Origin of the sequence: Serratia sp. Tan611 (assembly GCF_905188235.1) — a bacterium.
In the GTDB taxonomy this organism is placed as follows: Bacteria; Pseudomonadota; Gammaproteobacteria; order Enterobacterales; family Enterobacteriaceae; genus Serratia_B; species Serratia_B rhizosphaerae.
In genome coordinates, this window is sequence record NZ_LR994655.1 from 2485125 (window position 1) to 2510298 (window position 25174).

24 protein-coding genes and 1 pseudogene are annotated in these 25174 nt (G+C 58.7%); 9 read left to right on the top strand and 16 right to left on the bottom strand.

The features are described 5' to 3' along the window. Positions 1–15: 15 nt before the first annotated feature. Complete coding sequence (locus TAN611_RS11695) at positions 16–852, bottom strand: serine protease (protein ID WP_203066467.1); 837 nt, start codon at positions 850–852, stop codon at positions 16–18. Positions 853–985: 133 nt separating this feature from the next. Between TAN611_RS11695 and TAN611_RS11700 the strand changes: the two genes are divergently transcribed. Then, entirely contained in the window at positions 986–1258 is a 273-nt protein-coding gene (locus TAN611_RS11700) for a PTS transporter subunit EIIB (RefSeq protein WP_203066468.1), read from the top strand. Here the strand turns inward: TAN611_RS11700 and TAN611_RS11705 are convergent. Then, positions 1252–2184 carry a LysR family transcriptional regulator gene (locus TAN611_RS11705; RefSeq protein WP_203066469.1) on the bottom strand — a complete coding sequence of 311 codons (933 nt, stop codon included), beginning with the start codon at positions 2182–2184 and terminating at the stop codon, positions 1252–1254. The genes TAN611_RS11700 and TAN611_RS11705 overlap by 7 nt on opposite strands. 116 nt (positions 2185–2300) lie before the next feature. On the opposite strand from TAN611_RS11705, the gene TAN611_RS11710 reads away from it, so the two are divergent. Genes TAN611_RS11710 through TAN611_RS11730 form a run of 5 tightly spaced genes read left to right on the top strand, consistent with a single transcriptional unit; the run spans position 2301 to position 8004 of the window. Next, on the top strand, positions 2301–3566 hold the full coding sequence (locus tag TAN611_RS11710; RefSeq protein ID WP_203066470.1) for an ABC transporter substrate-binding protein: 1266 nt from the start codon (positions 2301–2303) through the stop codon (positions 3564–3566). 33 nt (positions 3567–3599) lie between these two features. Continuing rightward, the gene (locus TAN611_RS11715; RefSeq protein ID WP_203066471.1) at positions 3600–4589 is read left to right on the top strand and encodes a carbohydrate ABC transporter permease; all 990 of its coding nucleotides are present in this window, start codon (positions 3600–3602) and stop codon (positions 4587–4589) included. Further along, positions 4586–5431: a carbohydrate ABC transporter permease gene (locus TAN611_RS11720; protein ID WP_105231154.1), complete on the top strand. Its 846-nt coding sequence runs from the start codon at positions 4586–4588 to the stop codon at positions 5429–5431. Before TAN611_RS11715 ends, TAN611_RS11720 begins: the two co-directional genes overlap by 4 nt. Before the next feature lie 35 nt (positions 5432–5466). Then, on the top strand, positions 5467–6828 hold the full coding sequence (locus TAN611_RS11725; RefSeq protein ID WP_203066472.1) for an alpha-glucosidase: 1362 nt from the start codon (positions 5467–5469) through the stop codon (positions 6826–6828). 60 nt (positions 6829–6888) lie between these two features. After that, positions 6889–8004 (top strand): ABC transporter ATP-binding protein, encoded by a 1116-nt coding sequence (locus TAN611_RS11730; RefSeq protein WP_203066473.1) that lies wholly within the window; start codon positions 6889–6891, stop codon positions 8002–8004. Positions 8005–8211: 207 nt separating this feature from the next. On the opposite strand, the gene nudI is transcribed toward TAN611_RS11730, so the two are convergent. From nudI to TAN611_RS11755, 5 genes are all read right to left on the bottom strand, one after another. Continuing rightward, positions 8212–8637, bottom strand: a complete 426-nt coding sequence (gene nudI, locus TAN611_RS11735; RefSeq protein WP_203066474.1) for a nucleoside triphosphatase NudI — start codon at positions 8635–8637, stop codon at positions 8212–8214. Between the two features lie 273 nt (positions 8638–8910). Beyond that, complete coding sequence (locus tag TAN611_RS11740; RefSeq protein WP_105231158.1) at positions 8911–9339, bottom strand: hypothetical protein; 429 nt, start codon at positions 9337–9339, stop codon at positions 8911–8913. Next, positions 9336–10040, bottom strand: coding sequence for a hypothetical protein (locus TAN611_RS11745; RefSeq protein WP_105231159.1), 705 nt, complete (start codon positions 10038–10040; stop codon positions 9336–9338). The genes TAN611_RS11740 and TAN611_RS11745 overlap by 4 nt, the downstream gene beginning before the upstream one ends. Before the next feature lie 150 nt (positions 10041–10190). Beyond that, positions 10191–10742, bottom strand: coding sequence for a GNAT family N-acetyltransferase (locus TAN611_RS11750; RefSeq protein WP_203066475.1), 552 nt, complete (start codon positions 10740–10742; stop codon positions 10191–10193). Between the two features lie 77 nt (positions 10743–10819). Then, a complete protein-coding gene (locus TAN611_RS11755) occupies positions 10820–11077 on the bottom strand; it encodes a YjhX family toxin (protein ID WP_105231161.1) in 258 nt (85 codons plus the stop codon). Positions 11078–11351: 274 nt separating this feature from the next. Between TAN611_RS11755 and TAN611_RS11760 the strand changes: the two genes are divergently transcribed. After that, positions 11352–11996: a Qnr family pentapeptide repeat protein gene (locus tag TAN611_RS11760; protein ID WP_203066476.1), complete on the top strand. Its 645-nt coding sequence runs from the start codon at positions 11352–11354 to the stop codon at positions 11994–11996. Positions 11997–12023: 27 nt separating this feature from the next. On the opposite strand, the gene TAN611_RS11765 is transcribed toward TAN611_RS11760, so the two are convergent. Further along, a complete protein-coding gene (locus TAN611_RS11765) occupies positions 12024–12992 on the bottom strand; it encodes a LysR substrate-binding domain-containing protein (protein ID WP_105231162.1) in 969 nt (322 codons plus the stop codon). Between the two features lie 148 nt (positions 12993–13140). Between TAN611_RS11765 and TAN611_RS11770 the strand changes: the two genes are divergently transcribed. Then, the gene (locus TAN611_RS11770; protein WP_203067779.1) at positions 13141–14124 is read left to right on the top strand and encodes an NAD(P)H-quinone oxidoreductase; all 984 of its coding nucleotides are present in this window, start codon (positions 13141–13143) and stop codon (positions 14122–14124) included. Here TAN611_RS11770 and TAN611_RS23520 read toward each other — a convergent pair. Both TAN611_RS23520 and TAN611_RS11775 read right to left on the bottom strand, forming a co-directional pair. After that, positions 14110–14285 (bottom strand): annotated as a pseudogene (locus TAN611_RS23520) (IS630 family transposase); the annotation flags it as partial. The gene TAN611_RS11770 and the pseudogene TAN611_RS23520 sit on opposite strands and share 15 nt — an antisense overlap. Before the next feature lie 128 nt (positions 14286–14413). Further along, positions 14414–15268: a LysR family transcriptional regulator gene (locus TAN611_RS11775; RefSeq protein WP_203066477.1), complete on the bottom strand. Its 855-nt coding sequence runs from the start codon at positions 15266–15268 to the stop codon at positions 14414–14416. Positions 15269–15394: 126 nt separating this feature from the next. Between TAN611_RS11775 and TAN611_RS11780 the strand changes: the two genes are divergently transcribed. Continuing rightward, entirely contained in the window at positions 15395–16855 is a 1461-nt protein-coding gene (locus tag TAN611_RS11780) for an aldehyde dehydrogenase family protein (protein WP_203066478.1), read from the top strand. A gap of 234 nt (positions 16856–17089) precedes the next feature. Here TAN611_RS11780 and TAN611_RS11785 read toward each other — a convergent pair whose 3' ends face one another. From TAN611_RS11785 to pqqB, 6 genes are all read right to left on the bottom strand, one after another. Continuing rightward, on the bottom strand, positions 17090–19522 hold the full coding sequence (locus TAN611_RS11785; protein WP_203066479.1) for a glucose/quinate/shikimate family membrane-bound PQQ-dependent dehydrogenase: 2433 nt from the start codon (positions 19520–19522) through the stop codon (positions 17090–17092). Between the two features lie 187 nt (positions 19523–19709). Continuing rightward, positions 19710–22034, bottom strand: a complete 2325-nt coding sequence (gene pqqF, locus TAN611_RS11790) for a pyrroloquinoline quinone biosynthesis protein PqqF (protein WP_203066480.1) — start codon at positions 22032–22034, stop codon at positions 19710–19712. Between the two features lie 2 nt (positions 22035–22036). After that, the gene (pqqE, locus tag TAN611_RS11795) at positions 22037–23182 is read right to left on the bottom strand and encodes a pyrroloquinoline quinone biosynthesis protein PqqE (RefSeq protein WP_105231168.1); all 1146 of its coding nucleotides are present in this window, start codon (positions 23180–23182) and stop codon (positions 22037–22039) included. Then, positions 23175–23453 carry a pyrroloquinoline quinone biosynthesis peptide chaperone PqqD gene (pqqD, locus tag TAN611_RS11800; protein WP_105231169.1) on the bottom strand — a complete coding sequence of 93 codons (279 nt, stop codon included), beginning with the start codon at positions 23451–23453 and terminating at the stop codon, positions 23175–23177. Before pqqD ends, pqqE begins: the two co-directional genes overlap by 8 nt. After that, positions 23453–24208 (bottom strand): pyrroloquinoline-quinone synthase PqqC, encoded by a 756-nt coding sequence (gene pqqC, locus TAN611_RS11805; protein WP_105231170.1) that lies wholly within the window; start codon positions 24206–24208, stop codon positions 23453–23455. Before pqqC ends, pqqD begins: the two co-directional genes overlap by 1 nt. 9 nt (positions 24209–24217) lie before the next feature. Continuing rightward, positions 24218–25129 (bottom strand): pyrroloquinoline quinone biosynthesis protein PqqB, encoded by a 912-nt coding sequence (gene pqqB, locus TAN611_RS11810; protein ID WP_111737079.1) that lies wholly within the window; start codon positions 25127–25129, stop codon positions 24218–24220. Positions 25130–25174: the final 45 nt, after the last annotated feature.

Sequence of the window (25174 nt, forward strand, 5' to 3'; positions counted from 1 at the left end):
TGGGCCGGCGTTTTGTCACGCCTCACTACGCATAATCGTCCTCAGCCGGATCAGGTCGTTCACCTCATCGGCAAACTGAATCAGCGTACATCCCACCAAAAATTTATCCTTTCCCTGCCGTTTTTTCGGCTGCTCTTTAAAGATACCCACCGCGCGCAGCGTAAAATCCCCGGTGATCTGATGTTCCATAATCTGGGCTATCACGCTGCCACTCATGCCGGCCAGCGAAGAGAGCGAGGTACGGCTACTCGCCTGTTCATAGGTAAAGCCGCTTTTTTTTGCCTTCGGGTCGAAGGCAAAATAGATGTCCTCGCTGTCCGTGTCGTAACTGAAATGGTGGAAGGTGATGTTTTGCAGGTATAGCCCGTCATTGTTGCGATCCACGTGCAGCCGGTTTCGGTTGGATGGGTAGCCCATAATGACGAATGAGGAGGTTTTCCTCAGAAGCGCCCGCTCCTCGCCGCGAAACAGCGTATAGCTGCGCTCGGCGGCCAGCATCTCTTGACTGAAGGGAATCACCGCATAGTCCTGCTGCTCGTTATGGTAGTACTCCAGGTTGCGGAAGCGGAATTTCTCACCGTTGATCGAAAAGAAAGGGGTATCGCCCTGGAGCAGTTCGTTGACCACGTGCGACGCGGTGAAGATGCAGGGTTGAACACCGCCGAGCATATATAAAAAACCGCTGCCGATAAGCTGCGCCTCCTTGACGCTGTGCGCTTTTCTGACAAAAAAAGAAACCAGCGCTTTTTGCCACTTTTCCGACAGCCGGGTGGTGGCGTTTTGCTGAATCCATGACGGCGCCAGCGTAGTAACCGGCAGGTGTGGATAAAAATCCACGGATGAATAGCGCATGCTGACTTGCTCCTCTGCTTGCTGCACGCCGGACATAGAAAGAATCTATATCCCCGTGGGTTAAATCAATTTCCCTTCCTCTTACGCCCGCTCTATGCTGAAAGTATATCGCCATGCTTTCGGAGGGAGACTTATGACGCTTTGCAATTTGGCCGACGTACTGCTGGCGGCCTTCGGCGGTGCGCAGAATGTGGATCGCCTGCGCTACTGCGCCAGCCGTATCCGCGTTTCGCTCAAAGAAGATGGCAGGCTGAACCGGGACGGCATCGCCGGGCTGGAGGGCATCAAGGCCCTGCTGGAAGTGCCGGACACACATGGCGGCGTTGAGTACCAACTGGTAGTCGGCCCCGGCAACGCCAGGCCGTTGTATCAGGCGCTGAGCGAATCCGCCGGCCGCGACTACTGAAGCTGCGGCCCCAGCCGTTCGATATGCTGGCGCATCAGCGCCAGCATCTGCTGAACCTGCGGCGCGTCCGCCTTTTCCCGTATCAGATACATACCCACGGTGCACACATTGTGGGATTCCATATTCAGCGGTGCAATGCCGTAGCGGGCAAAGTAGCCGGCCATACAGCGGGGATAGGTCAGCATCACCGCGTCAGAATCATTTACCATATCAATCGCTGACATCATCGAGTTGGTGGACCAGATTACCCGCTCCGCCAGATGCTGGCGGTTGCGCGTCAGCTTCTTCTGCTGCATATCCGCCACCATATGCTGATAGCGGGTTTCATCCGGCGTCAGCTCTACGCAGGGGTAATCCAGCAGGTCGTCCGGTCGCACGGCGCGCCCCTGTAGCGGATGATCCTGACGGGCGAACAGCGTGTCGGCGGTGGCGAACAGCGGCAGAAAGGTAATGCCGGCCTTCGGGTTCAGCCCCTGAATTTCATGGCCGATAAACAGGTCGATATCACCGCCTAACAGCAGATCCATCAGCCGCAGGTGGTTGCCCAGGTCAATATGGATATTGACCGTCGCGTGCTGCTCGCGGTAATTGTTAAAGCAGTCGCGCACAAACATATACCACCAGGCGTGGCCGCTGCCCATACGCAGGCTCTGCGCCTGACGCGCTTTGATCGCCGCCATCTTCAGCAGCGTATTATCATAGATACGCTGCATCATCTGCGCCTGCTCCAGCAGCAGCTCGCCATACTGGGTGGTGGTCACGCCGCTGGAGGTGCGCTCCAGCAGCTGCACGCCCAGATTTTCTTCCAGTTTCTTCATGTTATGCGTCAGCGTCGGCTGGCTGAGGCAGAGTTTGTTTGCTGCATGACTCACATTTTTAAACATGGCGACTTCGATAAACTGGCGCAGAATTTTGTCCACGATCATGTTTTCCGCTGTTGATATAGAAGATTTCTATATCGTAGGTGCGAAAAACAATTTCCGCCAATGACGCCCAGCCGATAGCGTGCACCTATGCCGATTGATTCCGCACAGGGGACGCCATGAGAAAACTGTTGTTAAACCTGACCGCCTGCTCATTGGCGTTGCTGCCGGCGCTGGCGCAGGCCGATACGCTGAGGATGGAGTGCTCGCCCAGCAAAGAAGGACGTGAGTTTTGCCATTACGTCAAACAGCGGTTTGAAGCCCAGACCGGGCACATCCTGACCTTTATCGATTTACCCCGCGCCTCTGACGAGAAGCTGTCGCTGTTTCAGCAGTTGTTTGCCGCCAGAGACGCTAATGCCATCGATCTGTTCCAGGCCGACACGGTGTGGATCGGCGTGCTCAATAAACATCTGCTCGATCTGACGCCATACGTCAGCGATATGCAGCAGGACTTTTTTCCCGCCGCCTGGCGCAACGACATGGTGAACGGCCGCGTTAAGGCGATTCCCGCCTATATGGACACCGGCGCGCTCTACTACCGCAAAGACCTGCTGGAGAAGTACGGCGAACAGCCGCCGAAAACCTGGGCCGAGCTGACGCGTATCGCCGCGCGCATTCAGCAGGCGGAGCGTGAGAACGGGCATAAAGGCCTCTGGGGTCTGGTGTTTCAGGGCAAATCTTATGAAGGGCTGACCTGCAACGCGCTGGAGTGGGTGGCGTCGCAGGGCGGCGGCACCTTTATCGACGCCGACGGCAACATCACCATCAACAATCCGCGCGCGGCGCGGGCGCTGGAGATGGCCGCCGGCTGGGTCGGCACCATCGCGCCGCCCGGCGTGCTGGGCTATATGGAGGAAGAGGGGCGCGCGCTGTTTCAGAACGGTGATGCGGTGTTTATGCGCAACTGGCTGTACGCCTATGTGCTGACGCAGGATAAAAGCAGCGCGATACGCGGCAAAGTGGGCGTGATGCCGGTGCCGGGCGGCGTCGACGGCCAGTCGGTCAGCACCCTGGGCGGCTGGCAGTGGGCGATCAGCAGCTACACCAAAAATCCGCAGGCGGCGGTGGCGCTGCTGAAAATCGTCAGCGATGCCGAATCGCAGAAAAAAGCGCAGGCGCTGCTGGGCTGGGCGCCGTCACGCCAGGCGCTGTATCAGGATCCGCAGGTGCTGGCGCAGGCGCCGTATCTGGCAACCTTCAGCGGCATTCTGGCCAAGGCCACGCCGCGGCCGGCAACCCAGACTCAACGCAAATACGCCCAGGTCTCCAAGGCGATTTACAACACCTCATTCAACGTATTGCGTCGCGACAGCGATGGCGCCGATGCCGTGCAGACGCTGCAGGCGCGTCTGGAACGCATTCGCGCCCGGGGATGGCGCTAAGCGCCGCCGATTAACCATCAGGAGCCTTATGCCATGAAACGCGATACGCAACCTTTGTCTCTGACGGTGGCCCATCCTCCGCTGGAAAAGCGCGCGCAAACGAGCCGTAAACTGAATTATCAGCAAAAACGCAGCCGCATCGCCTGGCTGCTGGTCACGCCCGCCTTACTGTTACTGCTGGCGATCGCCGGCTGGCCGCTGCTGCGCACGCTGTTTTACAGCTTTACCGACGCCATGCTGGATATGCCGGGCGAATGGCGCTTTGTCGGTTTCGCCAACTATCTCGATCTGGCTGACGAACGCAGCTACGGCGTGCTGGCGGACCCGCTGTGGTGGCAGGCGGTGGGCAATACGCTGCGCTTCAGCCTGTTGTCGGTGTCGCTGGAGCTGCTGTTCGGCATGCTGCTGGCGCTGCTGATGAATCAGAAATTCCGTGGGCAGGGATTGGTGCGCACCGCCATTCTGGTGCCGTGGGCCATTCCGACCATCGTTTCCGCCAAAATGTGGGGCTGGATGTTCCACGACCAGTACGGCGTGGTGAACGACCTGCTGCTGAAAATCGGTCTGATCGATACGCCGCTGGCCTGGGTGGCCGAGCCGGGGCTGTCGATGTGGGCGGTGGTGATCGCCGACGTGTGGAAAACCACGCCGTTTATGGCGCTGATGCTGCTGGCGGCGCTGCAGCTGATTCCCGGCGATCTGTATGAGGCGGCGCGGGTGGACGGCGCCAACGCCTGGCAGCGCTTCCGCCGCATTACGCTGCCGCTGATTATGCCGGCGATGATCGTGGCGCTGATCTTCCGGGTAATGGATGCGCTGCGGGTATTTGACCTGATCTACGTGCTGACCTCCAACAGCGAGGCCACGGTATCGGTCTCCGGCTATGCCCGCGACCAGATGGTCAGCTACCAGGAGATGGGCGCCGGTTCGGCCGCTTCGGTACTGGTCTTTATGATGGTGGCCGGCATCGCCGCCTGCTTCCTGACGCTGTCCCGTCTGAACGATAAGGAGAAACGCGCATGAAACTGACGCGGCAACAACAGCAGTTCGGCCATCGCGCGATGATCTACGCCGGTGCGGCGCTGGCCAGCGTGATCTGCCTGTTTCCTTTCTACTATGCGCTGATTACCTCGCTGCGCGGCGGGCAGGATCTGTTCCGCGTCGCCTATCTGCCGGACGCCTGGCACTGGGGCAACTATGTCACCGCGCTGATGGAGAACGGCATCGCCCGCAGCCTGTTGAATTCGATACTGGTGGCCGGCGTCACGGTGGGGCTGTGCCTGCTGGTGTCGATCACCGCGGCGTTCGCGCTGGCGCGTATCTCGTTCCGCGGGCGCAAGTATCTGCTGTTCACCATTTTATGCGTGTCGATGTTCCCGCAGGTGGCGGTGCTGTCAGGCATGTTTGAGCTGGTGCGTTTTCTCGGACTGTATGACTCGCTGGGGGCGCTGGTACTGTCCTACGCCACCTTTTCGCTGCCGTTCACCGTCTGGGTGCTGACCACCTTTATGAAATCCATCCCGCTGGAGCTGGAGGAGGCGGCGATCGTCGACGGCGCCGGCACCTGGACCATTATCAGCCGCATTTTCGCGCCGATTATGGGGCCGTCGCTGGTGACCACCGGGCTGCTGGCGTTTATCGGCGCCTGGAATGAATTTATGTTCGCGCTGACGTTTGTCATCTCCAGCGGCAAACGCACCGTGCCGGTGGCTATCGGCATGCTGCAGGGCGCCTCGCAGTTTGAACTGCCGTGGGGGGCGATTATGGCCGCCTCGGTGATTGTCACGCTGCCGATCGTGGTGCTGGTGCTGATCTTCCAGCGTCGCATCGTCAGCGGCTTAACGAACGGTGCCGTAAAAGGCTGATATATCGACTAACCCTGAGGTAAGAGGAAAAAGCAATGGCGACAAAAATCGTATTGGTAGGTGCCGGCAGCGCACAGTTCGGCTTCGGTACGCTGGGGGATATCTTCCAGAGCAAGACGCTGTACGGCAGTGAGATTGTGCTGCACGACATCAACCCCGCCTCGCTGGCGGTAACTGAAAAGACCGCGCGCGACTTCCTGGCGGCGCAGGATCTGCCGTTCAGCGTCAGCGCCACCACCGACCGCAAAAGCGCGCTGCAGGGCGCCGAGTTCGTGATTATCTCCATCGAAGTCGGCGACCGCTTCGCCCTGTGGGATCAGGACTGGCAGATCCCGCAGCAGTACGGCATCCAGCAGGTTTACGGTGAAAACGGCGGGCCGGGCGGGCTGTTCCATTCGCTGCGCATTATCCCGCCGATCCTCGATATCTGTGCCGACGTTGCCGACATCTGCCCGAATGCCTGGGTGTTTAACTACTCCAACCCCATGAGCCGCATCTGCACCACGGTGCAGCGTAAGTTCCCCGAGCTGAATTTTGTCGGCATGTGTCACGAAATCGCCTCGCTGGAGCGCTATCTGCCGGAAATGCTCGGCACGCCGTTCAGCAACCTGCAGCTGCGCGCCGCCGGCCTGAACCACTTCAGCGTACTGCTGGAGGCCAGCTACAAAGACAGCGGCCGCGACGCCTATCCGGACGTGCGCGCCAAGGCGCCGGGCTATTTTGAGCGCCTGCCGGGCTACAGCGATATTCTGGCCTACACCCGCCAGCACGGCAAACTGGTGGAGACGGAAGGCAGCACCGAACGCGACGCGCTCGGCGGCAAAGACAGTCTCTATCCGTGGGCGGACCGCACGCTGTTCAAAGAGGTGCTGGAGAAGTTCCACCACCTGCCGATCACCGGCGACAGTCACTTCGGCGAGTATATCCGCTGGGCCTACGAGGTGAGCGATCACCGTGGCATTCTCGATTTCTACACCTTCTACCGCAACTATCTCGGCCACGTCGAACCGCGCATTGAACTGAAGCTAAAAGAGCGCGTGGTGCCGATTATGGAAGGCATGCTGACCGACGCCGGTTATGAAGAGGCGGCGGTAAATATTCCCAACCGCGGCTTTATCAAACAGCTGCCGGCGTTTATCGCGGTGGAGGTGCCGGCGATCGTCGACAAGAAGGGCATTCACGGCATTAAGGTGGAGATGCCGGCCGGTATCGGCGGGCTGCTCAGCAACCAGATTGCGGTGCACGACCTGACCGCCGAGGCGGTGATCAACGGTTCGCGCGATCTGGTGATCCAGGCGCTGCTGGTGGATTCGGTGAACGATAAGTGCCGCGCCATTCCGGAGCTGGTGGATCTGATGATCGCCCGCCAGAGCCCGTGGCTGGACTATCTGAAGTAAGCCGCAGCGGCGGGGCGCATGGATGCTCCGCCGCTCTTGATGTCGCAAACAGGAGGCCCTATGGCGCAACTCACGCTGGAAAAACTACAAAAACGCTACGGTAACCACGCCGAGGTGATTAAATCGCTGGATCTGCAGATCAACAGCGGCGAATTCGTGGTGATCGTCGGCCCGTCCGGCTGCGGCAAATCGACCCTGCTGCGGATGATCGCCGGGCTGGAGGCGATCAGCGGCGGCGGTATGTATATCGACGGCAACTACGTCAACGACGACTCGCCGGCCGAACGCGGCATCGGCATGGTTTTCCAGTCTTACGCGCTCTATCCGCATATGACGGTGTACCAGAATATGGCCTTTGCGCTGGAGCTGGCGAAGGTCGGCAAAAGCGAAATCGACCGCCGGGTGCGCGACAGCGCGCGCGTGCTGCAGCTGGAGCAGTTGCTCGACCGCAAGCCGAAAGACCTGTCCGGCGGCCAGCGCCAGCGGGTGGCGATCGGCCGCGCCATCGTGCGCGAACCCAAACTGTTTCTGTTTGACGAGCCGCTGTCCAACCTGGACGCCTCGCTGCGCGTACAGATGCGGATGGAGGTGGCCGCGCTGCATAAGCGCCTCGGCGCCACCATTATTTACGTCACCCACGATCAGGTGGAGGCGATGACGCTGGCCGACCGCATCGTGGTGCTGAACAAAGGGCATATCGAACAGGTCGGCACGCCGCTGGAGCTGTATGATCATCCCGCCAATGAGTTTGTCGCCCAGTTTATCGGCTCGCCGAAAATGAACCTGATCCCGGCGGTGCTCAAGCGCGCCGGCGAACGGCAGAGCGTGGTGGAGCTGGATAACGGCAAGCAGCTGGTGCTGCCGGTGGCGACGCCGCAGGCGGCGGAAGGGCAAAGCGTCAACCTCGGCATCCGCCCGGAGCATATTCAGGGCGGCCGGCTGGAGGAGTGCGAATATCAGGGGGAGGTGATGTTTGTCGAACATATGGGCAACGAGACCTACCTCTACCTGGACAACGGCAACGCCGGCGAACCCTGGGTGCTGCGTAATCCGCAGCGTTCGCCGATTACGGCGGGCGAGACCGTCGGCGTGCGGCTGCCGGTGGAGTGCTGCTATCTGTTTGATCATTACGGCCGGGCGTTCCCGCGCCAGCTTCCCTCCGAGCAGGCGCACTAACCGAAGGAGCAGGCATGAAACAACGGTGGTGGAAAGAGGCGGTGGTGTACCAGATTTATCCGCGTAGCCTTATGAACAAGCTTGGGGAATTATCCTGATGTTACGGTGTCACATACTTTGCGCCCTTACGAGGCGCGGGTTTGCCTGTTGGCGTGATAGCGCTGCCGGCCTTTTTGCCCTTAAGCCGTGAAGGCCAGGGCTGGCGCGCTAAATGAGCCCCTTCTGGGCAAACGTGAACCGGGTCGCTTCATTCAAATCCATGCTTTTCAGCGCTTCGGCCGGCACCCAGATAACGTCCTGAAACTCCTCGTTAAACGTAATCTTCCTGTTGGTGCTCACACAGTCAAATATCAGATAAATCATGTAAATTTCTTCGGTGGTTCCATCCGGATAGGTTTTGGTCCGGATATCATCACGAAACGCCCATGGTTTAACATCAGTGATGCAGAGTTTTTCGCCTAATTCTTCCATGATTTCGCGCCTTAGCGCGGTTTCCATGGTTTCGCCGGGTTCCATTCCGCCGCCGGGCAAAGCCCATTGTCCCGGGAAAACCCCGCGATCGGCGGCCATTTTAGCCAGCAGATACTCGCCGTTGTTTTTTATCACCGGGCACACGATGACTCTCTGGCGCATTTTCATTCCCTTAATCTTGTTGTTTTCACCAGTGTATCTCTTCCCGACGCCAAGGGGCAGTGCTGATCACATTGCTACGTTTGGATTTGGCCTGCTGGCTGGCGATGACCGTTCAGTCGCTCTTTCTGGGTATATATGCGCTGCTGGCAAACTCCATTTTTATATACGGCCAGGCGAAAAATAAAACCATACCCATAACCGTTATGCCGATCGACACCCTGAAAAAGCGCTTGCCGCCATTGTTCAAAATGAATGAGGGGAAACCCATCAGGCTTACTCGGTATGCGGACTGCGGTAGATTTGAACCACAACGCTATTTGGCGAAGTATATTTAATTAAGGTCACAACATCTTTGGACTGCGGAGTGCGCCAGCACTCTGCTTCAACGTCGCATCGAGACTGTGGTTGATAGCCCGCAGACGCTAGGTAACTGCGAATTTTGCTTGTATCCGTTGCGTTGTCGAATCTAACGGTAAAGACCTGCGCCTCCGGCCCGCTGACGTTACCAAACTCAAAGCTATAGTGCTCCGCGATACGCGGCATGTTTTTCAGCAGTTCAGGCGTGTAGAACGCATATTCCCGACTATCTTGCTGGGTATAGTATGCGCTACCGGCAAATTCCATTTTTATATAGGGCCAGGCGAAGGCGAACATAGCGCCGATGGCAACGAGCACGATTGTCAGTATTCTAAACGTCTTCATAGTTTCATCCTGCCGTTACCTGTACCTATAACGAAAAACGTTTTATCACGGCGTGGTAAAATCACATTCCCCGATAAAAAATCCTTATAGGGTACGATCGTTTGCATAAACGGCGGTAGCATGCCTTTACGTGGTCTGGCATAAGGAAATTTTTTCGGGTCGGGAAACAATAGCGGTTTAAATTCTTCGTTTTTCCATGCGCCAATTTTTCCGTAATGATCCCAGCGTCTTAGCGCTTCCACCTTGCTGACCGGGCGCAGCATAGGAAAAGGGTTCTGAATCGACACGGCGCGATAAAAACCGAGCAAATCAGAAACCAGATCTTCACCGCTGTATCCGCTGTCAGTCACAAAGTTGATAGGGAATGTGCCCTGGAAAGCCTCAAACTTTCGCGCCAGTGTCATCATCATCGCCAACGCGATGCTTTTTTGCTCCCAAAAAGGGCGGCCACGTCTGATACGCCACGTTATCATTTTACCCGAGCGGATTAAGTTAAATGGGTCTCTCATGCCTTGAGAATAAGTCACATCATAGTATTTATGTCCGGATAATTCTCCACGGGCTAGCTTATTCAGCAAAGCATGAATATCAGTTCCTTGCGCATGGCCTAGATCAATCCAACCGAGTACTTCTGTATAAACCAGACCATATTTTTCAGTCGCAGCGTATTTTCCGTCGAGTATATCTGAACGTTTGCTCATCCCTAAGAATCCTTCCTGTCCTTGTTCACTATGCCGCTGTGCATAATTCGCACAGCGGATACTACCTAATCTCCGTGCCGTTTCAATACTGGTTCGCCTATGTCGACCGAAAAAACAGCGCCTTATTATCAGGCGCTGCGGGCGGAGGGCTTAACGCGCTGCCGACGTGTTATCCGCCGCCGGCTGATAGGCCTGAATCGCCTCGGTCATCGGGCGGCAAAATCCCATTTCGCCGGGCGGAATCGGCGCGCCATCCAGTGACATCACCATTTTGGCGTCGTCAGGGCCGTTATTGAGGCGGCAGGTCACCCCACAGCCGGCCGCCGGTATAAAGCCAAAACGCGGGTAATACTGCGGATGCCCAAGAACGGTGATGATTTTCTCGCCGGCGGCGCGCGCCGCCTCAATGCAGGCCAGCATGAGTGCGCTGCCGACGCCGGAACCCTGATGTGCCGGATGCACCGACAGCGGCGCCAACGTTACCGCCGGATGTGCGCCGACGCTGGCGCGGGTGCAGACAACGTGGCCGATAACCGTACCATGGCGGTCTTTGGCAACCAGCGACAGCGCTGGAAGCCAGCCCGGGTCCTGGCGCAGCTGATTCACCAATGCCGCTTCTTCGTGGGAGCCGAAAGCATCAGCAATCACCTGCTGCACCTGGGGGATATCCTGCGGAGTTTCTAAACTAATGGTTATGTTCATATCGTTACCTGATAGATATTGCTGTCACGTCAATAAGCCTACCGGCGGAGCCGATCACGCCGGTAGGCAATGGGGTTTTAACGGTTGTCGAGCTGTGCGCGGACGTGCGCCAAGCCGGTGGTATTGATGCGGTACGGCTGGCCATTGACTGACTTAATCAGTCTCTTCGTCCGCAGTTTTTTGAATACCGTAAGCGTGCAGTCGCTCAGCAGCAGTCCTTCACGACTGTAACATTCCACTGCGATTACGCGGCCGGAGGCGGCCCGGGTGTGGACGATGCGTCCGCCTTTGGCGAGGACGTGGAGCGTCCGCTGTTCCTGACGGGAGATATTCATGCTGTTAATTACCTGTAATCATCATATGCAAAAACGAACCGACACCGGGTGTCAGCGTAAAAAGTTTTAGCGTGGTGATAATCAGTCCCGTTTTCAGAGAAATGGGAAACCAATTATCAGATGATTACATGCTCCAGCATCAATGCCTCAGGGTGAGATGGGAAAAGGAAACGTGGCGAATAATAGCACAGGCCAGGCGCTATTAACCAGTTTACCCGGCGGCAAAAAGGGGGCTACAATACGCAACTCATGTATGGATAAACAGGTATTTGCTATGACGCTGACCCTGGATGGCGAAAAGATTGACCGCAACCGCTTTATCGGTGCAAAAGTTGAAAATGCGACCTTTCACAACTGTGATTTTTCGGGGGCGGACCTGACCGGCAGCGAGTTTATCGGCTGCACGTTCTACGACCGCGACAGCCGGTTAGGGTGCCGCTTCAGCCGGGCGCAGCTGAAGGACGCCAGCTTCAAAAGCTGTGATTTATCCATGACGGATTTCAGAAACGTCAGTGCATTGGGCATTGAAATCCGTGAATGCCGAGCGCAGGGCGCGGACTTTCGCGGCGCCAGCTTTATGAACATGATCACCTCGCGCAGCTGGTTTTGCAGCGCCTACATCACCAAGAGCAACCTGAGTTACGCCAACTTTTCAAAAGTGGTGCTGGAGAAGTGCGAACTGTGGGAAAACCGCTGGAACGGCGCTCAGATTCTGGGGGCAAATTTCAGCGGCTCCGACCTTTCCGGCGGCGAGTTTGCTTCGTTCGACTGGCGCGCCGCCGATTTTACCCACTGCGACCTGACCAATTCGGAACTGGGCGAGCTGGACGTGCGCAACGTTGATCTGCAAGGGGTCAAACTGGACAGCTATCAGGCGTCGCAGCTGATGGAGCGCTTAGGTATCCTGGTTATCGGCTAGCGTTGCTGCCCGGCAATGCACACGGCGTCAGGATTCATCCATCAGAATACAGGCGTCGCCGTCGCCGCTTTGCTGGTAACGGGCGTACAGCGCGGCCACGTCAATATGGGCGAACTCTTCCGTCAGCGCATCCAGCAGGCTACGGATGGCGGGCATCAGACCGCGCCGCGACGGAAACAGGGCGTTTACCTCCGCCGGCTTCGGCTGCCAGGCCGGCAGCACCGTGCTCAGTTTGCCGCGTTTGAGATCCTTGTACACCACAAAGGTCGGCAGTTGCACCACGCCGCGGCCTTCCAGCGCCGCCCGGCGCAGGGTGATCATATCGTCGGTCACCAGATTAGGGCTGTGGCGGATACGACGTTCCGCGCCGTCGGGGCCGTGCAGTTGCCATTCGTGCGACTGATAGGCGGTGGAGACCGACAGGCTGGGATAGCGGTCGAGCGCCGCCGGATCGCCGATCGTACCGTATGTTTCCAGCAGCTGCGGGCTGGCGACCAGCTGATAGGTGCAGGGCGACAGCCGTTTGCTCGCCAACCCGCTGTCAGGCAGCGGCGGCACGTCGATACGCAGCGCCAGGTCAAAACCCTCCCGCAGAATATCCACCTGGCGATTGGTGCTCTCCAGATAAATCTCGACGTTCGGATAGCGTTTCATATAGCGCGCCAGCATGCCGGTCACCAGGAAGTTCAGCAACGCCGTCGGGCAGGCGATGCGGATGCCGCCTTTCGGTTCGGTCTGGCTCTGGTGCACGATGGCCTGCGCAGCCTCCGCCGCCGCAGTCAACTCCATACAGTGGCGGTAGTAGGCGTGCCCCAGTTCGGTGACGGAAAACTGCCGGGTGGAGCGGTTAATCAGTTTGATCTCCAGCCGCTCTTCCAGCGCATTGATACGTCTGCTTAACCGTGATTTGGGAATGCCCAACGCGCGCCCGGCGGCGCTGAAGCCACCGTGTTCGACCACGCGGGCAAAGTAATACATATCATCCAGGTTCTGCATCTTTACGTTCCAATATTGCAACAATGAATTCTAAAACTGGCATTTGTGGCTTGCGTGTACCAAGTTTAAGCTAAATGGTAACAGAGTTAACGTAAAACGGGATACACAGATGTCAGTTGAAGCGAACGGCACGACGCTGCCGACCAGTATGAAGCAAATCATTATCCGCGAACCCGGCGGCCCCGAGGTGTTACAGGTAGTCAGCGCCGAGCTGCCGCGCCCCGGCGCCGGTGAAGTGTTGATCCGCGTCCGGGCGGCGGGGATTAATCGCCCTGATATTATGCAGCGGCAGGGAATATACCCGATGCCTGCCGGCGTCACGCCGGTTCCCGGGCTGGAGATTGCCGGCGAGATCGTGGCATGCGGGGAAGGGGCGACGCGTTTCGCCCTTGGCGAACGCGTCTGCGCGCTGACCGACGGCGGCGGCTATGCCGAATACTGCGTGGTGCCGGAAACCCAACTGCTACCGATACCGCAGGGGTTCAGCATGGAGCAGGCGGCGGCGCTGCCGGAAACCTTCTTTACCGTCTGGGCCAACCTGCTGGCCGACCAGCGGGTGAAGCCGGGCGACAGCGTACTGATTCACGGCGGCACTAGCGGCATCGGCACCTCCGCGCTGATGCTGTGCCGGGCGCTGGGCATTACCGCCTACGCCACCGCCGGCAGCGATGAGAAATGCGCCGCCATCGCCGAACTGGGCGGCATCGGCATCAACTACCGTCGCGATGACTTTGTTGCGGCGATTGAGAAGCACACCGATGGCGCAGGCGTTGATGCGGTGCTGGATATTATGGGCGGCAGTTACTTTAACCAGAATATTGAGGTACTGAAAAAGGACGGCCAGCTGATTATTATCGGCTTCCTCGGCGGCAACGAGGCGGAAAAGGCCAACCTGATGAAGCTGGTGCTGAAGCGTGCGCGGGTGACAGGCTCCACCATGCGCGCACGCAGCAAAGAAGAAAAAGCGCAGATTGCCCGCGAGCTGCAGCAGCACGTCTGGCCGCTGCTGGAAAGCGGCCAGTGCCGCCCGCCGCTGATCTACCAGACCTGGCCATTAGACGATGTGGCGCGCGCCCATCAGGAAATGGACAGCGGTAAACATATCGGCAAAATTGTGCTGACCGTCGGTTAATGTGCTCAGACCTTCGATGCCCGAAAGCGTAAACCAGTTTATCCAGCGCACAACGGATGAAAGGGCGCAGCGGAGAGTGTGGGCAACATCGCTGACACGTGCAGCAGCATCAGCATCGCGGTTAGCCCGCAGGCATGGTTCTTGTCATCCGTTTTCTGCATCAGACGTCATTCGTCAAGAGGAATTGGTGCTATGATCGGCATCGCTCAGTCCGGTTTGTGATGATCAGAACGCACAATCCGGGCTGAGCTCCCTCAAAGTGAGCTACTATTCGGTGCGGCTATTTAGCTCATCCCACATGATGCAGTTGTAAAATCCGCTTGGCATTATCGGTCAAGTGGCCTTTGCGCCAGATAAAGTAGAGATCGCTTTGAGCCGACGGGCCCAGTGTATGCACCTTTACCGAGTCACGTCCTGGCAACCCGTCGAGTACAGTCTGAGGTATCCAGGCGGCCCCGACTCCTGCGCTGACACACGAGAACATCGTATGATAAGACTCCATTTCAACCACCTTCAAATGTGCCTGAGGAGTTTTCAGCAACCAACTATCAAGCCGCAGCCGATATGAACAGTTTTGTCTGAATCCATAGACTTCCTGGCAACATAACTCACTTGCATTGGTGACGATGGGATGGTTTTTCTCCGTAATCAGTACTAATTGATCGGAAAACGCGTAGTCACTTTCAAGTGAAGGCGACTGTACCGGGCCGTCGGTCAAGGCAATGTCTAGTGTACCGTCGAGCACTTGTTCAACCAGTCTCTCCGATGGTTCGCAGCGTATATCCATATTGACCCCGCGATAGCGCTCCCGGAAACGGCCAATAAGGGTCGGCATGAACGCAATCAACCCCAGATCAATCGCGCCAATCGTCAAGCATCCCTGCGCCTGCTCATTACGCATAAGAGAACGCAGTTTATCAGCCTGTTCAATGAGTTGAGGTGCATACTCCAGCAACTGTCTCCCGGCGGGAGACAGCGTGAGGCGTTTTTTTTCTCGCACGAATAACTGGCATTGCAGATCATCTTCAAGTTGCTGGATTCGGATCGTCACGCCGGACGGCACACGATTGAGTACCTTGGCCGCAGCTGTGATAGAGCCTGTAGAAACGACCGCGCAGAACGCACGTAATTGGGATAGTTGCATGAGTTATTCTCAAATTAGAAATGTTGGCTTCATGATTTTTCAATTTATAGAACATATAAGCCTGTTTAGTCTAGGCACATAGCAGCAAGCCCCTGCGCTGCTCTTTTTAACTACAGGAGCCAGACGATGCATGACACTCAATTTCAATCACTATTGCCTGATGTCCCAGCACATTTTATCGGCGGTCAATGGCATGCCTTCGAATCCGTTCGTGACTCACTCAACCCGGCAACGGAAGAGGTAATCGGGCAAGTGGCAGAGGGTGATAGCAGTACTGCTACCATAGCCGTGGAAAATGCCCACCAAGCGCAGAAAGATTGGGCTGCTCTGAGTATTTCCGCACGCGCCAACTATCTTCAGGATGTTATGGTGCAAGTAAAGGATAATGCTGAAGCCCTAGCTCGCCTGCTGGTCACCGAACAGGGAAAGCCGATCAAGGAAGCCCGTGATGAGGTCAGTATGGCCTTAACCATGCTGCGCTACTACGCTGGCTTTGGTTTTCGCCAGACCGGTAGCTTGATGGCTGCTAACTATCAGCAACGCAGCACGATAATTCGTGACGAACCTGTTGGTGTTGTGGTTGCAATAATTCCTTGGAACTTTCCTTTGGCGATGTTTGTTCGTAAGTTAGCGCCGGCGTTGGTAGCTGGCAATACCATTGTTATCAAACCAAGTGAAAACACCTCCTTAATTGCTTTAGCAATGGCTACGCTATGCCAGCGGGCAAACCTGCCAGCCGGTGTGGTCAACGTTGTGACCGGCCAGGGCAGGACGGTCGGTGATGCGTTGGTTCGTCACCCACAGACAAACTTGGTAACTATGACTGGCTCGACTCGTGCCGGCCGTGAAATCCTGGCTGCTGCCGTGGGAAACATTTTGCCTGTGTCGTTAGAGCTGGGAGGAAAGGCGCCATTTATCGTGATGGCAGATGCTGATGTTGAGCGCGCAGCCCAGGCTGCGCTGGCTTCTCGTATGTACAACTGTGGCCAGGCGTGTATTTCTAATGAGCGTACATATGTGCATACCAGCATCTATCCAAAATTTATGGAAGCGCTGCTCAAGGCTGCAAGTCAACTGACAATCGGTGACCCTCACGACGAGTCAACAGATATAGGCCCGAAAGTCAGTGCGGCAGAGCGCGATAATGTGTTAAAGCATATCGCCAAGGCACAGGAGCAAGGTGCGAAGGTGGCATACTCTGGCACGCCCTCTGACTTGACAGGCAAAGGTTTCTGGGTCCCACCAACAATCCTTACAGATTTGCCCGCGGACGCTGAAATATTCCAAAGCGAGGTATTTGGCCCTGTTTTGCCAGTGATTGAGTTCACGACGTTGGAGCAGGTTGTAGAATGGGCCAACCGAAGTGAATATGGATTGAGCGCCTATGTTTACACTCGAGACCTGAGTACCGCCATGCAGCTAACTGACGCACTGGAAAGTGGCGAGGTGTACATCAACCGTACGGGGCCAGAAGAAATTAATGGTTACCACGCAGGTTGGAAAAGTTCAGGTCTAGGTGGAGACGACGGTGAGCATGGGTATCGAACCTATGTGAGAACCAAAATAATTTATCTTGACTACAGCTGATGACTACGAAAATGTAATTAAGGTCGGGGGCATCTCGCCTCCGGCCTTTAATAAAAAAAGTAATAATTACAATATTCATTATAATTATTTCCCCTTCCTAAAATAGTCATATGGACATATCCCCAATACTAGAAGAAAGTGCCAACGTTAAAAACTTAACGTTGAGCCAGTGTTCACAGGCGCCATAAAAAAGCCCGCTTGGCGACCAAGCGGGCTGGTTCTTATTGTACGGAATTATTTATCCAGCGCGTAGGCAATCACGTAGTCGCCGCGGTCCGGTGACTGACGTGCGCCGCCGGCGGAGATCAGGATGTACTGCTTGCCGGTTTCCGGTGAAATATAGCTCATCGGGGTGCCGCCGCTGCCGACCGGCAGACGCGCTTTCCACACCTCTTTGCCGGTTGACGAGTCAAAGGCGCGCAGGTAGTAGTCCTGCGTACCGGCGATAAACACCAGGCCGCCCTGGGTCGCCAGCGTACCGCCCAGCGTCGGCATGCCGACCGGCATCTGCGCACGCATCTTGATGCCGAACGGGCCGGTGTCCTGCACGGTGCCGGCCGGTACCTGCCAGACCACTTTCTGGGTCTTCAGATCGATGGCGGACAGGGTGCCGAACGGCGGCTTCTGGCACGGAATGCCCAGCGGCGACATAAAGCGGTTTTTGTTCACCGCATATGGCGTGCCTTTCAGCGGCACCGCGCCCATCCCGGCATTCACCGATTCACCGCCGGTGCTGGCAGGCGCATTGGCGTCTTCCTGTTTCTGCGGAATCATCTGCACCCACAGGCCCAGACGCATATCGTTGGCGAAGATATAGTGGTTGTTCGGGTCAACCGACAGGCCGCCCCAGTTCATGCCGCCGAGCGAGCCAGGGAAGCTGAGGGATACGTCGGTATCCGGTGCAGTGAACAGGCCGTCATAACGCATCGATTTAAAGCTGATGCGGCACATCAGCTGGTCGAACGGCGTGGCGCCCCACATATCCGATTCGCTGAGCTTCTGTGCGCCAATCTGCGGCATACCGACCGAGAACGGCTGGGTGGCGGAATACTGCTCGTTCGGAATGTTGCGGGTTTTCACCGGCAGTTCTTTCACTTCGGTCAGCGGCTTGCCGGTATGGCGATCCAGCACGAAGATCTGACCGGTTTTCGCGCCAAACACCAGCGCCGGTTTGGTGCTGCCGTCCTTCATCGGGAAGTCGATCAGGCTTGGCTGCATCGGGATATCGAAGTCCCACAGATCGTTATGCACGGTCTGGTAGACCCATTTCTCTTTACCGGTGGTGGCGTCCAGCGCCAGGATGGACGCGCCGTATTTGTGGTCCAGCTTGGTGCGGTTGGCGCCCCACAGGTCCACCGACGAGCTGCCCATCGGCAGGAACACGGTGTTCATCGCCGGGTCATAGGACATCGGCGCCCAGGAGTTCGGGGTGCTGCGCACATAGTTCTGGCCCGGTTTCAACGCCGCGTTCGGATCGTCGTTGCCCGGGTCGAACGCCCAGCGCATCTCGCCGGTGATCACGTTAAAGCCGCGCAGCACGCCGCCCGGCATATCGGTCTGAACGTTATCCGCCACGCGGCCGCCCACCACCACGGTGGTGCCGGCCAGCGTCGGCGCGGAGGTCAGCTGATATTTCGGATCGGCGGCGTCGCCGAGGCCGGCTTTCAGATCGACGATGCCGTTCTGGCCGAAGTTGTGGCAGAACTCGCCGTTGTCGGCGTTAATCGCCACCAGACGCGCATCGATGGTGTTCATCAGAATACGACGCTGGCAGGTGTCGCCGGCCGCCAGCGCAACCGGCGCGGCTGGGGTGGAGCCGGGAACGCTTGGCTGCGGGATCGGCTTGTTAACGTCGAAATAGGCCAGACCGCGGCAGCGGTTCCAGACCTGAGATTTGGCGTTGATTTCACGCTTCCAAATCTCTTTACCGCTGTCTGCGTCAACCGCAATCACGTTGTTGTGCGGGGTACAGAGGAAAATGCGGTTGCCAACCTGCAGCGGCGTCTGCTGATCTTCCGCACCGTTGCCGTCCGGGCTCATCGGGGTATCGCCGGTGTGGAAGGTCCAGGCCACTTTCAGATCTTTAACGTTATCGCGGGTGATCTGGTCCAGCGCCACAAAACGGTCGCCGCCCGGCGTGTTGCCGTAGTTGTCCCAGTCTTTTTGCTGTTTGGCTTTATCCACCGGCACCAATGGCAGCGGCTCGCCGCTGAAGGCAACGGTCGGGTGCGGCTGGAACATCTGCACAAAGGTCACGACCATGCCGACGGCCAGCAGCGCCGACAGCAGGTAGGAGAGTTTGCCCAGCGGCGCTTTACCTTCCGCCTTGCGCAATGCCGGCCAGGTGAGAAACGCCAGCAGCATCAGGCCGGTCGGCACCATCAGGCGCGACACCAGCGGCCAGAAGTCGAAGCCGGCGTCAATCACCGACCAGATCAGGGTGCCGATAAACACCAGCAGGAACAGCACCACCGCCGACGAGCGGCGGCGGAACAGCTGGATGGCCGCCAGCAGCGTCACCACGCCGGCGATCAGAAAGTACCAACTGCCGCCCAGCGAGACCAGTTTGCCGCCGGCAATGGCGAAAAACAGCCCGGTGGCGGCGAGGACGATCCCCAATAGCGCGCACCATATTTTCATGCCCGGTCGGGCATTTGTATCAGACATATCAGTGACTCTCCCGAATCATGTTACTTATCGTTGTGTGTTAACAAAGTGTAATCGTTAGCCGGTATTGCGCCACGAACGCGGCGCATGGCGGGGCAATTAAACCGTTAAGAAGGCTTTATTGTACCATTTGATTCGTTTTTGTCGTTACAGATATGTGTTGTATAAAAAGGATTAATGTGAAGATTTAGATCGAAGGGAACAACCGGCGCTGCCCGTCAAGCAGCACCGGCAAATCCAGCGCCGCCAGCGCGGCGGCGTCTGGCCGCTGTTCCAACAGGCTTTCACGCGTGCGCTGCAAATAGTCGCCGGCGGAGGGTTGCAGGCTTTGCGCCAGCGTCTGTTTCGCCTGCTGTAGCGCCGTATCGTTCAGCACGGCTAATTCCTGCCGCATCTGCTGTAAAAACTCGTGGGTATAGCGCTGCAACTGCGCAAGGCTGCAGTGCGGCGACTGCAGGGCAAACAGCATGCCGTCGCGATCGGCGCAGCGGTGATAGGCACAGTGCGCCACATAGCCGATATTCAGCTCGACCCGCAGCCGCTGGAAGAAGCGGGGCGCATACAGCTGCGCCAGCAGCCGCAGCGCCAGTCGCGACGTCGGCGTGACGTCTGCCAGCGGATAGAACAGCAGCAGGGTCCGATCGTCATCTTCGTCGCTGAGTATCACCGGCCGTGCGTCGGTGATCATTGCGGCATCCTGCACGGCGACGATCTGCGCCGGAAAGGCGGAGAGCAACTGACTGAGCTGCTGATGCAGCGCCGCATCGCCGGCAAACAGCGTCGCCTGCCAGCACACCGCGTCGCCCGGCGACGTCAGAACCTCCGGTAATTGCGCCGCCAGACGGCGCACGGCGATATCGCCCTGAGCGCGCAGCTGCGTACGCTGCCAGCTGCGCGCCGCCTCCTGTTTAAGAGCATCGTCAAGGGAAGTCAGACGCTGATTGATCTGGCTGAGCGCCCGGCCCAGCAGCGGGGCGTCGCCGGACAGCTGCAGCGTCCAGACGCCGTGGCTCTGCGTCACGCCGAGATAGCCGCCCTGATGCGCCGTTTCTGCCGCCAGCGTGCGTAGCGCCGAGGTCAGTAAACTGGCCTGCGCCGACGCCAGCGGCGTTGCCGGCGCGGGGCGCAGCAGCAATACCGGCGGATGATCGCCGTCAGAATGCCATGTCAGCGGTGCCCGTTCAGCGGGCAGCATCAACGGCGGCGGCGGGGCGTCGCTGTGCGGATAAAAGCGATAGCGCGGCGCAATGCGCGCGCTGTGGGTGGCGACAAAGGGGGCCAGCGCCAGCGGTAACCCTTGCAGTATGCGCGGCGTTGCCGTTCCCTCCGGGGTCACCAGCAGACGACGCAGATTGCCCGCCGTCAGTGCGGCCAGGCAGGCCGTCCACAGTGCATCTTCAGTCGCCGGCGGCAGGCCGAACGCCCGCGCCCGCAGCTGATCCAGCGGCGGCAAGCGCATAAAGTCCTGATTGCCACGCCGCATGTAGTGCTCGCGCTGTGCTGCGCTGAGCGACGGCAGCTGCCGCAGCCAGTTCAGCAGGGCGCTTTCAATCCTTGCGGCTTCCGCCGCGCTGCCCCGGTTGACGCTAAAGATAAACGTCAGCAGCGCGCGTCCTTCGGCGCAGGGCGTATGCTGCAGCCGGACGCCGTCGCAGCAGGCTTCACGGCGCAGCAGCGCCATCAGGCTGCCGGGCGCTTCGTCCTGCAGCAGCGCATCCAGCAGGCGCAGTCCGTCACGGGCGGCGGCGTCCGGCTGGTTAAGCGCAAAGGTTAAGCGTAGCTGCGGCAGTCCCGGCAGACACAGCCGGCGATCGGCTTGCGGGATCAGCCGCGGCGGTTCCGCCTGTAGGACCACATCGCCGCCAGGGAGCGTCGCCGTCAGCCGCTCGGCCAGCTGTCGCAAAGTGTCGAGCGGCAGCGGCGCCTGCAGCCATAGCGTCATGTTGGCAGCGTGGTAATGGCGACGATGGAAATCGCACAGGGCGGCGCGTAACGCCGGCATATCCTCGCCAAACGCCTGACGGTTGCCGATGGTGAAGCGTCGCATGGCGGCGATGCCGTCAAACGCCTGCTGCTGCGCGGCCTCGCACAGCGTATCCGCGTCTTTGCACAACAGACGGTATTCGGCCTCGATCACCTCAACCTCCTGCGCCAGCGCCGGCAGGGCCAGCAGCGGGGCGGCCAGCATGTCGATCAGCCGCGCCAAACCGTCGGCGAAGCGTTCGCCGTCGATTTCAAAAAAGAAGTGGGTTTGCGTTTCGCGGGTGGTGGCGTTGAGGCGGCCGCCGTGGGCGGGCACCCAGTTCATCAGGCGTTGATCGTCGTCAAAGGTGCGACTGCCGCGAAACAGCATATGTTCCAACAGATGCGCCAGCCCCGGCCAGGCCGACGGTTCGTGGTGGCTGCCGGCGTCAATCTGCATCAACGCCGCCGCGCGCGGGGCAGCCGCATCGGCCAGCAGTTTCAGCTGCAGGCCGCTCGCGAGCCGCAGCGTAACCGGGGGCTGGGGCATGGTTAGGCCTGACCTTTGAAGATCAGCTGGGAGTTGGCGCGGTTGCGGAAGCGCAGCTGATCGATGCCGATCTGCGTCTGGTTCGCCGCCTCGCGTGCCGCCAGGATGGTGCCGTGGTGCGCTGATTTCGAACACACCGGGTCAGCATTGCTGGCATCGCCGGTCAGCATAAACGCCTGGCAGCGGCAGCCGCCGTAATCCTGCTCTTTTTCCGGGCAGGAGCGGCATGGCTCCGGCATCCAGTCATAGCCGCGATAGCGGTTAAAGCCGAATGATTCGTACCAGATGTGCTCCAGGCTGTGCTCCAGCACCGACGGGAATTTCACCGGCAGCTGACGGGCGCTGTGACAGGGTAACGCCATGCCTTCCGGCGTCACGCTGAGGAAAATCGCGCCCCAGCCGCCCATGCAGCCTTTCGGCCGTTCTTCGTAGTAGTCCGGCGTGACGAACAGCAGGTTGGCCAGGTTACCGCTGTCGGCCATTTTTTCACGATAGCGCTGCACCACCTGTTCTGCATCGGCAATCTGCTCGCGGGTCGGCAGCAGGCCTTCGCGGTTCAATTGCGCCCAGCCGTAAAACTGACAGGTCGCCAGCTCCACGTCGTCGGCCTCCAGCTGAATCGCCAGCTCGATAATACGGTCGATCTGGTCGATGTTATGCCGGTGCAGCACAAAGTTCAGCACCATCGGGTAGCCCAGCGCCTTGACCGCTTTTGCCATCGCCAGCTTTTGCTGGAAGGCTTTCGGGTTACCGGCCAGCGCCGCGTTCAGCGTTTCATCGCTGGCCTGGAAGCTGATCTGGATATGGTCCAGACCGGCGTCGGCGAAAGTCTGCAGCTTTTTCTCCGTCAGCCCGATGCCGGAGGTGATCAGGTTGGTATAGAATCCCAGATCGCGCGCGGCGGCAATCAGCTCCGGCAAATCTTTGCGCACCAGCGGCTCGCCGCCGGAAAAGCCCAGTTGCACGCTGCCCATCGCCCGTGCCTGCCGGAACACCTCAATCCACTGTTCGGTGGTCAGCTCCTGCTCCTGCGCGGCGAAGTCGAGCGGGTTGGAGCAGTAGGGACATTGCAGCGGGCAGCGGTAGGTCAGCTCCGCCAGCAGCCACAGCGGCGGGTTAACCGACGGTTTTACAGCATTCTCAGTCACGGAAAATTACCCATTTTTGCTCGTAGGCGCTCTGGAAAAACTCCAGCACGTCCTGCGCCAGCCCGTCGGCGCCGGGAAAGCGCGCGTTCAGCTGGTCTATGATGCCTTGCAGCGTCGATTTGCCGTCCACCAGTTGCAAAATGGCGGCGGCGCTGTCGTTCAGTTTGGCCATGCCCTCAGGGTACAGAATCACATGGCTCTGCTGCACCTCTTCCCACTGCAGGCGGTAGCCACGGCGGAACATCGGGGTTTGTTCTGGATTCAGGGTCATTACACCAGCCTCTGGGTATGCCACGCCCGCGCATCGGTCACGGTGTGGTACGGCGCTCGGTTCAGGGTATAGGCCATGGTCATGGCGTCCAGCATGCTCCACAGAATATCCAGTTTAAACTGCAGGATCTCCAGCATTCGCTGCTGCTTCTCTACGCTGTCGCAGTACTCCAGCGCCAGCGCCAGGCCGTGCTCTACGTCGCGGTTGGCCTGGCCGAGGCGACTGCGGAAGTAGTCATAGCCTTCGGCCTCAATCCACTGATAGTGCTGCGGCCAGGTGTCAAGGCGCGCCTGATGGATCTGCGGTGCGAACAGTTCGGTCAGCGAGCTGCAGGCCGCTTCCTGCCAGCAGGCGCGGCGGGCGAAATTGACATAGGCGTCGACGGCGAAGCGCACGCCCGGCAGCACCAGCTCTTCAGACAGCAGAGTCTCGCGCTGCAGGCCCACCGCTTCGCCCAGCCGCAGCCAGGCTTCGATACCGCCTTCGCCGCCGCCGTAGCCGTCGTGGTCGAGAATACGCTGCACCCACTTGCGGCGCACGTCCGGCTGCGGGCAGTTGGCCATAATCGCCGCGTCCTTGATCGGGATGCTGGTCTGGTAATAGAAACGGTTGGCGACCCAGCCCTGGATCTGCTCGCGCGTCGCCTCGCCGTTGTGCATAGCGATATGGTACGGATGATGAATATGGTAATACGCGCCTTTCGCCCGCAGCGCCGCTTCAAATTCGGCCGGGGAAAGGGGATGTTGCTGTGTCATGGCGTTAACCTACAGGTCGATGTTCATACCGTCCCAGCTCACTTCGATGCCGGCCTGCGTCAGGCTGTGACGCTCGGCGGAATCTTCGTCCAGGATCGGATTGGTATTATTAATATGGATCAGGATTTTGCGTTTTGCCGGCAGCGAAGCCAGCAGCGCCGCCAGGCCCTGTTCCTCGGCCAGCGCCAGGTGGCCCATGTCTTTGCCGGTGTTGCGGCCGACGCCGGTGTCCGCCAGCTCATTGTCGCGCCACAGCGTGCCGTCAATCAGCAGGCAGTCGGCGCGCTGCAGCCACGGCAGCAGGGCATCGTCCGGCTCGCCCAGCCCCGGCGCGTACAGCAGGTTGCTGCCGCGTGCGGTATCTTCGATAAACAGGGCGACGTTATGCCCCGGCAGCGGACGGTGGCGATACTGCGAATAGGGCGGTGCATTGCTCAGCAGCGGGATGGCGGTAAAGCGGATGGTCGGGCAGACCGCCGTCTGGAAGCTCTCCAGCGGTTCAACCGGGTGGTGGATCAGCCCGCCGTTCCAGTGCGACAGCATGGTGAACAGCGGGAAGCCGTTGCTGAGATCGTCGTGCACTTCACGGGTGCACCAGACGTGATGTGGGCAGCCTTCACGTAAATTGAGTAAACCCGCGCTGTGATCGATTTGGCTGTCGGTCAGGATAATCGAACCGATGCCGGTACCGCGCAACACGTCGGGGTTATTCAATTCAGGCGAAGCCAGCAGTTGATGGCAGATATCGGGGGAGACGTTGCACAGCACCCAGTTTTTACCGTCGTCGCTGATGGCGATGGAGGACTGGGTACGGCGCGACGCCTTGATGGTGTTGTTACGCACGCCCTGACAATTCTTGCAGTTGCAGTTCCACTGAGGGAAACCGCCGCCTGCCGCAGAGCCGAGAACTTTAATCTGCATGTGTGGACCAGATAAGGGAAAACCAAAGAGATGCCCGCACAGGGC

What these genes read in the sequence shown, in the direction of transcription:
- TAN611_RS11715 (WP_203066471.1), top strand. Translation starts at nt 3,600, where the DNA reads ATGAAACGCGATACGCAACCTTTGTCTCTGACGGTGGCCCATCCTCCG.
- TAN611_RS11705 (WP_203066469.1), bottom strand. Translation starts at nt 2,184, where the DNA reads ATGATCGTGGACAAAATTCTGCGCCAGTTTATCGAAGTCGCCATGTTT.
- TAN611_RS11725 (WP_203066472.1), top strand. Translation starts at nt 5,467, where the DNA reads ATGGCGACAAAAATCGTATTGGTAGGTGCCGGCAGCGCACAGTTCGGC.
- TAN611_RS11755 (WP_105231161.1), bottom strand. Translation starts at nt 11,077, where the DNA reads ATGAATATCTCCCGTCAGGAACAGCGGACGCTCCACGTCCTCGCCAAA.
- TAN611_RS11775 (WP_203066477.1), bottom strand. Translation starts at nt 15,268, where the DNA reads ATGCAACTATCCCAATTACGTGCGTTCTGCGCGGTCGTTTCTACAGGC.
- TAN611_RS11695 (WP_203066467.1), bottom strand. Translation starts at nt 852, where the DNA reads ATGCGCTATTCATCCGTGGATTTTTATCCACACCTGCCGGTTACTACG.
- TAN611_RS11780 (WP_203066478.1), top strand. Translation starts at nt 15,395, where the DNA reads ATGCATGACACTCAATTTCAATCACTATTGCCTGATGTCCCAGCACAT.
- TAN611_RS11740 (WP_105231158.1), bottom strand. Translation starts at nt 9,339, where the DNA reads ATGAAGACGTTTAGAATACTGACAATCGTGCTCGTTGCCATCGGCGCT.
- TAN611_RS11760 (WP_203066476.1), top strand. Translation starts at nt 11,352, where the DNA reads ATGACGCTGACCCTGGATGGCGAAAAGATTGACCGCAACCGCTTTATC.
- TAN611_RS11710 (WP_203066470.1), top strand. Translation starts at nt 2,301, where the DNA reads ATGAGAAAACTGTTGTTAAACCTGACCGCCTGCTCATTGGCGTTGCTG.
- TAN611_RS11730 (WP_203066473.1), top strand. Translation starts at nt 6,889, where the DNA reads ATGGCGCAACTCACGCTGGAAAAACTACAAAAACGCTACGGTAACCAC.
- TAN611_RS11700 (WP_203066468.1), top strand. Translation starts at nt 986, where the DNA reads ATGACGCTTTGCAATTTGGCCGACGTACTGCTGGCGGCCTTCGGCGGT.
- TAN611_RS11720 (WP_105231154.1), top strand. Translation starts at nt 4,586, where the DNA reads ATGAAACTGACGCGGCAACAACAGCAGTTCGGCCATCGCGCGATGATC.
- TAN611_RS11770 (WP_203067779.1), top strand. Translation starts at nt 13,141, where the DNA reads ATGAAGCAAATCATTATCCGCGAACCCGGCGGCCCCGAGGTGTTACAG.
- pqqC (WP_105231170.1), bottom strand. Translation starts at nt 24,208, where the DNA reads ATGACACAGCAACATCCCCTTTCCCCGGCCGAATTTGAAGCGGCGCTG.
- pqqB (WP_111737079.1), bottom strand. Translation starts at nt 25,129, where the DNA reads ATGCAGATTAAAGTTCTCGGCTCTGCGGCAGGCGGCGGTTTCCCTCAG.
- TAN611_RS11785 (WP_203066479.1), bottom strand. Translation starts at nt 19,522, where the DNA reads ATGTCTGATACAAATGCCCGACCGGGCATGAAAATATGGTGCGCGCTA.
- TAN611_RS11745 (WP_105231159.1), bottom strand. Translation starts at nt 10,040, where the DNA reads ATGAGCAAACGTTCAGATATACTCGACGGAAAATACGCTGCGACTGAA.
- TAN611_RS11765 (WP_105231162.1), bottom strand. Translation starts at nt 12,992, where the DNA reads ATGCAGAACCTGGATGATATGTATTACTTTGCCCGCGTGGTCGAACAC.
- pqqD (WP_105231169.1), bottom strand. Translation starts at nt 23,453, where the DNA reads ATGACCCTGAATCCAGAACAAACCCCGATGTTCCGCCGTGGCTACCGC.
- nudI (WP_203066474.1), bottom strand. Translation starts at nt 8,637, where the DNA reads ATGCGCCAGAGAGTCATCGTGTGCCCGGTGATAAAAAACAACGGCGAG.
- pqqF (WP_203066480.1), bottom strand. Translation starts at nt 22,034, where the DNA reads ATGCCCCAGCCCCCGGTTACGCTGCGGCTCGCGAGCGGCCTGCAGCTG.
- TAN611_RS11750 (WP_203066475.1), bottom strand. Translation starts at nt 10,742, where the DNA reads ATGAACATAACCATTAGTTTAGAAACTCCGCAGGATATCCCCCAGGTG.